Below are 12,613 nucleotides of genomic sequence, written 5' to 3' on the forward strand. Positions count from 1 at the left end.
AGGTGTTATATTTATCTCGAATTCGAAACAAATTGAAAGTTGGTGACGTAATGAACCGTACAAAAGAATCATTAAATGCATTCATTGGATTAAACCGAACGGTAGACTTTTTGGAACAAATTGTAAGGACAGACGTTCAACGTTATGGCTTAAATCTTACAGAATTTGAAGTAATGGAATTATTGTATAACAAAGGTGATCAACCGATACAGCGTATTGGACAGAGAGTATTAATTGCTAGCAGTAGTATCACATATGTTGTAGATAAATTAGAAGAAAAAGGTTTTGTAATCAGAATACGTAATGAACAAGATAAACGTGTTACCAATGCTTCGCTTACCGATCAAGGACATGCATTGATGGATGATATATTTCCAGAACATGCAGCAACGTTAACATCAACATTCTCGGTACTTACCGATGAAGAAATGACCACATTAAAACAAGCTTTGAAAAAAATAAGTGCTCAATCCACGTAGTGTAGTAGCACTTTTAAAATTTAGTAAAAATTACTTCGAAATCGAGATAAATTATAAAAAATAAGGAGTTTTATTATGACAAACAATCAATTATTAGGTATCCACCATGTAACTGCGATCACTGACGATGCAGAAAGAAACTATAAATTTTTCACAGAAGTATTAGGTATGAGACTTGTTAAAAAAACAGTAAACCAAGATGACATATATACGTATCACACATTTTTTGCAGATGATGTCGGTTCACCAGGAACAGATATGACATTTTTCGATTTTCCTAACGTGCCAAAAGGGACTGGTGGAACAAATTCAATTTCACGTTCATCATTTAGAGTTCCAAATGATGCAGCACTTGAATATTATGAACAACGTTTTAATGACTTTGAAATAAAACATGATGGCATACAAACGTTATTTGGCACAAAAGTTTTACCATTTGAAGAAGTGGATGGTCAAAGATACCAACTTGTATCAGATGAGCATAATACAGGTGTTGCACCGGGTACACCATGGAAAAATGGACCTGTACCAACAGATAAAGCTATTTATGGATTGGGACCAATCGAAATTACAGTTAGCTATTTTGAAGATTTCATCAAAATATTAGAACAAGTCTTTGGCATGAAAGTGAAACATGAAGAAGATAATGTTGCTTTATTAGAAGTCGGTGAAGGTGGCAATGGCGGTCAAGTAATTTTAAGAAAAGATGCTGAAGGACCAGCATCGCGTCAAGGATATGGTGAAGTACATCATGTGTCATTCAGATTAAAAGATCATGAAGCAATTGAGCAATGGATGGAAAAATATAAAGAAATGGGCATAGGTAATTCTGGCTTAGTGGATAGATTTTATTTTGAAGCTTTATATGCACGTATCGGTCATATATTAATTGAAGTATCTACAGATGGCCCAGGTTTTATGGGTGACGAACCGTATGAAACACTTGGAGAAAGTCTAGCACTGCCACCATTTTTAGAAGAGCAACGTGAATATATTGAATCAGAAGTCAAACCATTTAACACAAAACGTTAAAGCACTCGCATTAAAAAAGTGTAAAGGTAAATAATTAGGGGGGAACAATTATGGAAGCAATTCAACACATTCATCATATTTCAGCAATTGTAGGTAATCCAGAAGAAAATATTCAATTTTATAGAGATATATTAAATTTGAAATTAATTAAAAAGACAGTGAATTTCGATGATCCGTCTACGTATCATTTATATTTCTCGAATGGTAACGTCGATAATGGAACGATATTAACGTTTTTCAATTGGCCAAATGCACATAAAGGTCGTATTGGTGCAGGGCAAGTTGAAAGAATTGCGTTTAGAATTCCAAAAGATGCTATTGCAGCTTGGGAACAACATTTACAAGAAAATGATATAAAGGTAGAAAGAACACAGTTATTTGATAAAGAAACGCTAGAGTTTGATGATATACATGGTTTGCCATTGGCACTTGTTGAAGGCGAAACAAATACAGGTAATGACAAAGATATTATTGGTTTTCATGGTGTGACGCTGTTGTCTATGGATCCAACAGCGACTGCCCGTACTTTAACAACTGATATGGGGTTGTCTCAAGTAAGTGAAAATGATGATTATCTCCATATTGAAACAGCTGGAGATTGGCAACATCATGTGATGGTTAAGAAAGTCGCACCGAAAGAAAATGTACGTTGGGGTGTTAGCGTTGTACATCACATTGCTTGGTCTGTACCTACAGATAAAGACCATCGTGGCTGGCAAGTAAAAATGACAGGAAAAGGTTATCACGTAACAGATGTTAAAGACCGCAATTATTTTAATGCAGTTTACATGAAAGAACATGGTGGTATCATTTTTGAATTTGCGACAGAGGGTCCAGGATTTACTGTTGATGAACAATTTGAGGAACTTGGTACACATTTGATGTTACCACCTCAGTTTGAAGATAAAAGAGAAGAACTTTTACGCCATTTACCACCAATTAGAATATAGTGGTTTATTATAATAGTGATTTTACACATTAGCAGGTTGAATGAATATAATACAACAATAAAAGGAGCTGTCGATATATGGAACACATTTTTAAAGAAGGCGAAGCAAACGCACCTACATTTATTTTATTACATGGTACAGGTGGGGATGAAAAAGACTTGTTACCATTAGGTGAAGTATTGAATTCTAAATATAATGTATTAAGTGTTAGGGGAGAAGTTTCTGAAAATGGTATGAACCGTTACTTCAAACGTCTAGGAGAAGGAAAATACGATATCGAAGATTTAGAATATAGAACAGAGCGCTTAATTACATTTTTAAAAGAAGCGGCTGATAAATATAACTTTGATTTAGCTCAAGCCATACCAGTAGGTTTTTCAAATGGCTCAAATATAGCGATTAGCATGATGTTACATGATAATATTACATTTAAAAAAGCATTGTTATATGCACCACTTTATCCTGTAGATTTAGTGAACAATAAAGATTTAAGTGGTGTAGATGTATTACTCTCTATGGGAGAAAATGATCCAATCGTTCCTGTAGAAGCTAGTAAGAATGTAATTGATATTTTTGAAAGCCGTGGAGCAAATGTAACGCAAGTTTGGGTGAACAGTCACGAATTGACTCAAGCAGGTATTCAAGCGGGCCAAACAGTATTAAATCAATAATTTAGCAAGAATTAGAAGGCATAAACTTCATGTGTGTAAAATAGCGCATGCAGTTTATGTCTTTTTTTATTTAGAGGTAATAATAACTAGATTTAAAATACATAAAAAAGAAGAGTCTAAGACAAAATATATGTCTCAGACTCGATTATTACCTAGTCAGCTGTGCTGGACTGGTTTCATACGATGAAATCTTGCTAGGAAAAATAGATTCCTATCCCACTCTCCAAAGTGGTGGAAATATTCGATTTTGACTATATCTTATAAAAGTGATTTTCTTTCGGAATATAGATGATCAAATATGTGTTATTCGGGTTTGTTTTTAAGTATCCCTTTAATAAATATCGGAATTAATAGAATGAAACCGAAAATACCCATAATAGGGAATACTTTGCCTATCAATTCGATAAAACCAATAAAAGTTGTAGCAAAAGTAATGATTGCCATTACGATAATTAAAATGTAATACGATTTACTATAAGGTTCAGTAAAGCGTGAGGCAAATGCATACATTAAACCTACAACTGTGTTATAAATAACCAAAATCATAACGATAGCCATAAATACACCAATAAAAGGAGAAATATTATTTGCTAGTAATAATGATGGGAGTGCAACGCCTGTAATTTGAGCAAACTCTGTAACCATTCCAAGATTGAGCATTAGCAATAAGAAGGTGATGATAATACCACCAAAAATACCACCCCAAATAGTGGATTTCTCAAATTTTAAACGTCCGCCCATTACTGAAAGAAAGCTAAAAGCAGCAGCAATTTGTAAACTACCATAATTGATTGCGTCGAACCACCACCAGTTGTCTGTACGGCCTTCACTGTTTGCATAGTTGTCAGCAGCCTCAAAATTAAATTGGCCAGTTGAAAAATAATATATTGCAATAATTGTTACTATTAAGACTAAGAATGGGGTAACCATACCTAATACAGTAATTAAGCGATCAAATTTTAAAAATAGTGTTAATAAAATAACTAAGATTAATAAAAATGAACTAAGACCATAGGGAATATCAAAACTTTCATTAATTGTAGATACGCCACCTGCAGTCATAATCATTGCTAATGCAAATAAAAATAATGTTAATATGATATCAAATATCGTAGCAATTGTACGAGGTAAGTAAAATTTAATCGGTTCTGTATGACTATGTGAACGCAGACGATAACCTGTGTTCAGCACAAAAACCCCGCCAACAGTAATAATCAAGCCAGTAATAAAAACACCATAAATACTAAAATTACCGTTACTTGTAAAAAATTGGAAAATTTCTTGCCCTGTAGCAAAGCCAGCACCTACTACAACACCGACAAATGCAAAAGCAACAATAATAATTTCTTTTAATTTATTCATATTGTTTGGAATCCTTTCATGACAATTCATTATCCGAATTAAGTTATGTTATATAAAAAACATCACAATAGTTAATTCTACCTTAAAAAGGAAGAGAAATAAACACGAAAGTTTATTTGGTGTAGACATATGTATATCAGGAACGTACTTTATGAAGCGTTTCGGAATAGCGCTACGATTAAAGTGAAATATGTGTGGGTATATAGTGAAGGTCATTTTAGTGCGTTAAACTTAAAATTTTGGTAGTATGTTTTTCTGTTAATGAATTTTTGAAAGAAAGCATAAAAAAGTTGTTTGATATTAAAAATAGAGAGAGGGAGTTATGTGACTTTACTAAACTTACCGTTAATGTTGCTTATCGTTATATTTTTAGCGCTTGGCATTTTCAGCCAGTGGTTTGCTACCAGAATTAAATGGCCATCGATTGTCGTCATGGCCATCGTAGGGTTACTTGTAGGACCAATATTTGGTCTGATTAATCCTCAAGAAAGTTTAGGACAAGAAGTGTTCAGTCCATTAGTATCATTAGCTGTAGCAATTATCTTATTCGAAGGAAGTAGTAATTTAGACTTTCGTGAATTAAAAGGTATTTCCAAGGCAGTGATGCGTATCATTACTATAGGAGCTACGATTGCTTGGATCTTAGGTTCTATTGCCTTACATTATGTATTAGGATTCTCATGGGCAATTTCACTCGTCTTAGGCGGTTTATTTTTAATAACGGGACCTACCGTAATTCAACCGTTATTAAAACAAGCTAAAGTTCGAAAAAGTGTAGATTCAATATTAAGATGGGAAAGTATCATACTTGATCCTATTGGCCCTATGTTAGCGCTCGGTGCTTTTTATGTGTTTCAAATATTTGAACAGGGCTTTGAATTGCAAATTATATTGAGTTTCGTCTTACGTTTCTTAGTAGCTGTGGTCATCGGTTTTGGTGCATCATACTTATTTATGTGGCTGATTAAACGTGATTTAATCCCTCAAAATCTCATGCCACCGATTCAATTAGTCTTTATTTTATTAATATTTGCTATATGTGATGAAATTTTACCAGAATCTGGATTACTTGCAGTTACAATTTTCGGTTTAATGATGGCACGCATGAAACGACACGATTTAATATTCAAAGAATCTGATCATTTTATTGAGAACACGTCATCAATCATGATTTCAACGGTATTTATTTTAATTACATCTTCTTTAACATTAGAAGTATTAAAAAGTGTCATGTCGTGGAAATTATTTATTTTCTGCGCAATCATGATTATTTTAATTAGACCGATTTCAATTATACTGGCTACGATAAATACAGAAATTTCAAAACGTGAACGCGCGATGGTGTCTTTGATGGCGCCACGTGGTATTGTCGTTCTTACTGTTGCTCAGTTTTTTGGGGGCTTATTTGTAGAGAAAGGTACACCGATGGCTGAATTCATAACGCCAGTTACTTTTGGTTTAGTGTTTATTACCGTAGTGATTTATGGTTTTAGTTTCTTACCATTGAGTAAAGTGATGAAGCTTTCAAGTACAGAACCACCTGGTGTAATCATTGTAGGGGAAAGTGAATTTGCTTTTCATCTCGGTGCAAAATTGAGAGAACATAATATTCCAGTTATGGCATTTAATTTATTTAAAAATACGTCTCAACGGTCACATGATTTAGATTTTGAAATTTTTGAAGGCAATTTACTGTCTAGTAATGATCGTATTTATGCAGATATGACACGTTACAACAAATGTTTACTTATGACGCAATCATTTGTATTTAACAGTCTAGCATTTAATGAATTAGTCCCAGAATTTGGTTTGAAAAATGTAGATATGATGCCCGTGTCATTTAGTGATGAACATGCACGAAGTAATGTGGATGGGCCAATCAAAAATCATATTCTTTTTGATTGGAATTTTACATCACGTTGGTTTAACCGTTTTATTAAAGATCACAATATTATAGAAATACCAGTATCTTGTAAAGATGAGTTAACTGAAAATGATATGATACTTTATCATATCAGCGATGGTAAAGTCGTAACATTCAAACGTGGTAATAATAATCCTGTAGAATCAGAAAAAGGGATGATTGGTTATTTGAAAGACGCTTATTTACATCAAAATATATAGAAAAAATCCATTTGCGCAATGTTTTATTGTTAGCAAATGGATTTTTTATGCGTTTATTGAGTTGTTTTAATTTACGAAACGGTCATGCATTAACTCTTTTAAGATATCAATTTTTTCTTGGATAGTTTGACCTGAATTCGTATCACGTATTTTTTTACGCTGTAATTCTTTATCTACGACGCGGCGAATCGAAAGTTCGTCGGCACCGTTAAGTAGAACATGCTTTTTCGAATTAAAATGTTTATGAGCCACAAGCTGCATACCGAATGAGTTATAAAGTAAGGTATAGCCTGCGATACCGGTCGTTGATTGATAGGCTTTTGAGAAGCCGCCATCGATTACAATCATTTTACCTTCTGCTTTAATTGGATTTTCACCATCAATTTCTTTTACAGGGGTATGTCCGTTGATAATATGGCCTTGTTCTGGATCTAATCCAAAGTCTTTCAGCATTTTTTTACACATATCTACATCTTCACGTAAATAATAATATGGGTTTTTAGCTTCTTTATGTGCTGATTTATCACTAATAAAGTAACGTTCAAAAGTTGTCATTGCTCGTTTACCAAATAATGAAGAATATTTGCCAGTCCATAAATACCACACGAGATCAGTTGCTAAGTCATCTTCAATTTCTTTATTATCGAATGCTTTTCTTACGTGAGTTTCAAAGTAGTCTAATAAGTTTCGACCATAACGTTTTTCACCGTCTATCGTCATAGATTCCATTTCACCATTTTCATCTACAGGAATGCAACCATGGATAAGTAAATTACCGTTATAAGGCAAATAGAGCTTGCCTTTTTGCATTAAGAAAGTCATATGACGTTTTAATTTTTCTGATTGTTGAACAGATAATAATAAATTGTTCATCACTTCTTCTTCTTCTTCAAGTAATTTATTAGGGTCTTCTGGATCGATTGTTTGGAAACAAGTATTTTCTAACGTGTAAGTCTTGCCATACAATGTAGCTTCATTTTTTGCATAATCGATACTTTCTAACACTAAACGCTCTTCCATTTCGAATGCTGGGCGACGTTTAATAATAGGTGCTTCTAATTTAAACTGTAAGATTGCGATAGCTTGGTGTATTTTCGTGATTTGTTCTAATTCTGCTTGGGTTAAATCCTGAGGATTTTTAGGTTGAAACGCTTTGTTATTACCATCATAGTACTTTTCAGCAAGTGTTAATAATGGGCGCAAATTAATACCATAGGCATCTTCAACGATATCTAAGTTATTGTAACGTGCGCAAATACGCAGTAAATTAGCTAAACAAACCTTAGAGCCCGCATATGCTCCAATCCATAAAACGTCATGATTACCCCATTGAATATCTATTGAAGGATAGTCAATCAGTGTTTCTAAAATTTTATCTGGTTCTGGGCCACGATCATAAATATCACCTACAACATGTAAATGATTAACTACTAAATGTTGTATAGTAAATGATAAACCGATGATTAAATCATCAGATTGTTCAAGCTCTATGATTTGATTGATTAATGTTTCGTAATAGGAATGTTTATTATTGTATTTATTACTTTTATACAGTAATTCTTCAATAATGAAGACATAGTTTTTAGGTAAAGATTTACGTAATTTTGTACGTGTATACTTTGATGATGCATATGTAATCAATTTAATTAAACGATTAATTGTAGTTACATACCACTCATCTAATTCAGCTTTAGAAGTAAAATTGTTTTTTATTAATTTTATTTTTTCTTCTGGGTAGTATACGAGTGAGGAAAATTCATTAATTTCTTTACGTGTTAAAGTATCTTGGAAAATGTCGTTAATCTTTGACAGTACATTCCCAGACCCATTACGTAACACATGTTGGAAAGCATGGAATTCACCATGTAAATCACTGACGAAGTGTTCTGTGCCTTTTGGAAGTTCTAAAATAGATTCCAAATTAATGATTTCTGTAGCCAATTCTTCCTTTGAGTTGAATTGTTCTGAAAGTAAGTCTAAATATCTGTCCTTTACGCTCTTATCCGTTGTTTTACACATGATTTATGTCACTCCAGTTGTATAATTTTTGTAATGTTTTGTATTACAGCTATGTAAAACGCTTTCATTATATAGTCTATATTGTAGCATTATTTTGAATTGTTATGTCCATTTCTTATTATATTATTAACTGTACATAAATTCTAAAAAATGGCTTAGTCATGTATAAACGATAGCAAATATATATAATGGAAAAGGTCGATTATCACAAAAAATAATGTAAAATAACATGTTACTCAAATACAGTTAAAATGATATTAATATAAAAGTTGTGGGAAACATACATTATTTTGAATTGTAAAGTGTGATTATAAGCACGAAAAGAGAATAATTACACCTTTAATTTTAACCGTTAAAAACGCTTGTATAACAGCATTTATAGTGTCATAAAGACCTTTTAATAAAAAAAGACCAAAAAAAACTTCTCATAAGTGGTTTAAAATTCCATTAATTTTTGTATAATGAATGCATGTGACAAAATCATATAATAAAAGGGAGTTTGTTCAATGTTTACATTGGGAGCATCATTACAGAGTCAAGTAGACCCGAACTGGCAAACGTATATTATGCTGATTATTTATTTCATTGTTTTATTGGGCATAGGTTACTATGGCTTTAAACAATCGACAGGCAATGTCAGTGAATATATGTTGGGCGGCAGAAACATTGGTCCATATGTAACAGCACTATCTGCAGGTGCATCCGACATGAGTGGTTGGATGATCATGGGACTACCTGGGGAAGTTTATACTACTGGGCTATCAGCAGCGTGGTTAGCGATTGGTCTAACTATAGGGGCATACATAAACTATATTGTTGTAGCACCGCGTCTCCGTGTATATACAGAGAAAGCTGGGGACGCCATTACGCTACCAGATTTCTTTAAAAATAGATTAGATGATAAATCTAACTCTATTAAAATAATTGCCGGGGCAATTATTGTCGTATTCTTTACGCTTTATACTCATTCTGGAATGGTTTCAGGTGGGGTGTTATTTGAAAGTGCATTTGGTATGAACTATCACTTAGGTATGATAATCGTAGCAGCTATTGTTATTGCATATACATTCTTTGGTGGATATTTAGCCGTATCATTAACAGACTTTTTCCAAGGGGTCGTTATGATTATCGCTATGGTAATGGTACCGATTGTTGCTATGATGCAATTAAGTGGACTTGATACAATATCACAAGCAGCAGCATTAAAACCTACGAACTTGGACTTGTTTAAAGGTACAACAGCGATAGGTATTATTTCATTCTTTGCTTGGGGCTTAGGTTATTTTGGTCAGCCGCATATTATTGTACGTTTTATGTCTATCAAATCAATCAAACAAATACCAACAGCAAGACGTTTTGGTATTGGTTGGATGGCAATCAGTTTATTAGGTGCAGTAGGCGTCGGTCTTACAGGTATCACATTTATCAATCAAAGTGGTACTGATATACAAGATCCTGAAACACTATTCATTTTAATGGGACAAATTTTATTCCATCCGCTTGTTGGTGGATTCTTACTTGCTGCTATTTTAGCCGCAATTATGAGTACAATTTCTTCACAATTGTTAGTGACATCTAGTTCATTAACAGAAGACTTTTATAAATTATTCCGTGGTGAGAAAGCAGCCAAAGAACATCAAAAAGAATTTGTTATGGTGGGACGTTTATCAGTAATCGTTGTAGCACTTATATCACTTTGGATTGCTTGGACACCAAACGACACGATTTTAGGTCTTGTAGGTAATGCATGGGCAGGTTTTGGTGCAGCATTTGGACCACTTGTACTATTGTCATTATATTGGAAAGGCTTAAGTCGTACTGGTGCAGTGAGTGGTATGTTATCAGGGGCAATTGTAGTAGTTATATGGATTGCGTTTGTTAAACCACTTGGTGAAATCAATGATTTCTTTAATTTATATGAAATCATACCAGGCTTCTTAACAAGTTTAATTGTAACGGTTGTAGTAAGTAAATTTACTAAAAAACCTGAGATTGATGTTGAAGCTGATTTAGCAGATGTACGTCAAACTGTTAACGATGCTAAAAAGCAAAAATAGTACATAATTTAAATAAGGGGTTTAAATTATGACTACAAAATTAAACAAATAAACTAAATAGTGATTGTGGAATCACCATTTAGTTTAAAGCGGGAGAAATTATAGATTATAAAAGACTAACTTCAAAGGGGGAGTTAGTCTTTTTTATTGATTAAATTGACTTCAAAATATGATGTATTTCGATTTATTACTGAATGATACTTTTTTGAATGATTGATATAAAGCATGCAATGTTTGCGATATTGAGTTTGCGGTAATTAATAAAGATAATGATTTCCTAGGAGGATTAAAAGATGGTTACTGTAAATGCTATAATGAAGATTGACCCGTCAAAGCGTGATCAGTATTTAGCACTAGTAGAACCACTTGTATTAGCAGCTAACAAAGAAGATGGCGCATTGTATTATGCACACTTTGAACGCACTGATGAGCCTAATACATTTGCTTTTATTGAACAATATGAAAATGAAGAAGCTTTAGAAGTGCACAATGGTACAGAACACTTTCAACACTTTTTCAAAAAAGTTACGCAATATTTGATTACTAAACCAGATATTCAAGTTTCTCAAACTAAATAAAAGACTATTTCAAAATAAGAGTCTAAACTTACGTAATCTTGTGAGTTTAGACTTTTTATTCCTTTTTCCTAGGGTTAATTAAGACACTAAGCTGTTGTAGTGTAATATAATGGTGTATAATTTCATATTGGAAGCAATTATAATAAAAATACCCCTATTTTTTAAAAGTGCGTAATACGTTTTAGTAAGGAGAGAAGAGATAATGTTGTATCAACACGGTACACTAGGTACGTTGATGGCAGGTTTGTTAGAAGGCACTGCTACGATTAACGAGATTTTAGAACATGGTGATTTAGGTATAGGAACGCTAACTGGCTCTGATGGTGAAGTTATTATATTAGATGGTATCGCATATCATGCTAATGAATATGGTGAGTTCAAACAATTAGAGGGTCACGAAATGACACCATTCTCTACAGTTACCCCTTTCAAAGTAGATAAGCAATTTGATGTTCGATATATCACCGACTCTGAAGCTGTGTTGAATGAAATCCAACGTCAAGCAGCGAGTAATAATATATTTATAGCTGTCAAAATCACCGGTAAATTTGAAATGATTCATGCCAGAATGATGCCGAAGCAAGAGAGACCTTATACAAAATTAATAGAATCAGCTAAAAAACAACCTGAATATACGAAAGAACAAGTACATGGCACGATTGTAGGATTTTATTCTCCACAATTATTTCATGGCGTCGCTGCAGGAGGATTTCATTTACATTTTGTGGATGAAAATAAAACGTTTGGTGGCCATGTCTTAGATTTTGAATTTAATAGTGGTTCTGTAGAAATTAGTAATATAGAAACACTTGAACAACACTTTCCTGTGAATAATGATGAATTTTTAAAAACAGATATAGATTATTCAAGCGTTCATGAAGATATTAAAGAAGCAGAATAAATCATTGAGTGCTATAAAAAGATTTTTCACATCATACAAACAATGAAATGATTTATAATAATTTGGCTATGAAATTATCCAATCAAATACGGCAAAATATTTTTAGAAAAGTGTTAAAATGGTGGAGTGATGTTTTGAGTTGGACATATGTAGCTTTACGATAATAAAAAATATTGAATTGTTAGTAAACTGAGATAAATAGGCTACATGTGCTTACGATCTAATGAGACTGAGATATAAATACAACATACTACGTTGTAAATGTAAATTTGAGATTACACAGTAGTTGTCTGATATCTAAATGCACTTGTATCAAGTTTTAAAGAACTAATGCTTCATGTATGAAGGCTAGTAGTTCTTATGCAAGAGCCTCAGCTCTTGTATTCCTTTATCTAGTCAGCCTTGTGGGGGTGGGAATACGAAATCAAATTTCACATTTT

At 33.1% G+C, this 12,613-nt stretch carries 10 protein-coding genes; 8 read left to right on the forward strand and 2 right to left on the reverse strand.

The window, feature by feature from the left end:
• The first annotated feature begins 50 nt into the window (after positions 1-50).
• From AAA453_RS03835 to mhqD, 4 genes are all read left to right on the forward strand, one after another.
• The gene (locus tag AAA453_RS03835) at positions 51-479 is read left to right on the forward strand and encodes a MarR family winged helix-turn-helix transcriptional regulator (RefSeq protein WP_069817135.1); all 429 of its coding nucleotides are present in this window, start codon (positions 51-53) and stop codon (positions 477-479) included.
• Positions 480-554: 75 nt separating this feature from the next.
• Positions 555-1,511 (forward strand): ring-cleaving dioxygenase MhqE, encoded by a 957-nt coding sequence (mhqE, locus tag AAA453_RS03840; protein ID WP_427706392.1) that lies wholly within the window; start codon positions 555-557, stop codon positions 1,509-1,511.
• Positions 1,512-1,561: 50 nt separating this feature from the next.
• Complete coding sequence (locus AAA453_RS03845) at positions 1,562-2,461, forward strand: VOC family protein (protein WP_427706394.1); 900 nt, start codon at positions 1,562-1,564, stop codon at positions 2,459-2,461.
• A gap of 77 nt (positions 2,462-2,538) precedes the next feature.
• The gene (mhqD, locus tag AAA453_RS03850) at positions 2,539-3,132 is read left to right on the forward strand and encodes a methylhydroquinone degradation carboxylesterase MhqD (RefSeq protein ID WP_427706395.1); all 594 of its coding nucleotides are present in this window, start codon (positions 2,539-2,541) and stop codon (positions 3,130-3,132) included.
• A 303-nt stretch (positions 3,133-3,435) separates the two neighbouring features.
• Here mhqD and AAA453_RS03855 read toward each other — a convergent pair whose 3' ends face one another.
• Positions 3,436-4,494, reverse strand: a complete 1,059-nt coding sequence (locus AAA453_RS03855) for a YkvI family membrane protein (RefSeq protein ID WP_427706397.1) — start codon at positions 4,492-4,494, stop codon at positions 3,436-3,438.
• Between the two features lie 348 nt (positions 4,495-4,842).
• Between AAA453_RS03855 and AAA453_RS03860 the strand changes: the two genes are divergently transcribed.
• Positions 4,843-6,618: a cation:proton antiporter gene (locus AAA453_RS03860; RefSeq protein ID WP_176723001.1), complete on the forward strand. Its 1,776-nt coding sequence runs from the start codon at positions 4,843-4,845 to the stop codon at positions 6,616-6,618.
• A gap of 66 nt (positions 6,619-6,684) precedes the next feature.
• Here AAA453_RS03860 and AAA453_RS03865 read toward each other — a convergent pair whose 3' ends face one another.
• Positions 6,685-8,637 (reverse strand): fructose-1,6-bisphosphatase, encoded by a 1,953-nt coding sequence (locus AAA453_RS03865; RefSeq protein WP_427706399.1) that lies wholly within the window; start codon positions 8,635-8,637, stop codon positions 6,685-6,687.
• A 506-nt stretch (positions 8,638-9,143) separates the two neighbouring features.
• Here AAA453_RS03865 and putP point away from each other — a divergent pair.
• The 3 genes from putP to budA all read left to right on the forward strand — a co-directional run bounded on the left by putP (position 9,144) and on the right by budA (position 12,173).
• Positions 9,144-10,694 (forward strand): sodium/proline symporter PutP, encoded by a 1,551-nt coding sequence (gene putP, locus AAA453_RS03870; protein ID WP_427706401.1) that lies wholly within the window; start codon positions 9,144-9,146, stop codon positions 10,692-10,694.
• A 293-nt stretch (positions 10,695-10,987) separates the two neighbouring features.
• Positions 10,988-11,272: a putative quinol monooxygenase gene (locus AAA453_RS03875; RefSeq protein ID WP_427706404.1), complete on the forward strand. Its 285-nt coding sequence runs from the start codon at positions 10,988-10,990 to the stop codon at positions 11,270-11,272.
• Positions 11,273-11,474: 202 nt separating this feature from the next.
• A complete protein-coding gene (gene budA, locus AAA453_RS03880) occupies positions 11,475-12,173 on the forward strand; it encodes an acetolactate decarboxylase (RefSeq protein WP_427706406.1) in 699 nt (232 codons plus the stop codon).
• The last annotated feature ends 440 nt before the right edge of the window (positions 12,174-12,613 follow it).

It is taken from the genome of Staphylococcus parequorum (assembly GCF_039237145.1).
In the GTDB taxonomy this organism is placed as follows: domain Bacteria; phylum Bacillota; class Bacilli; order Staphylococcales; family Staphylococcaceae; genus Staphylococcus; species Staphylococcus equorum_A.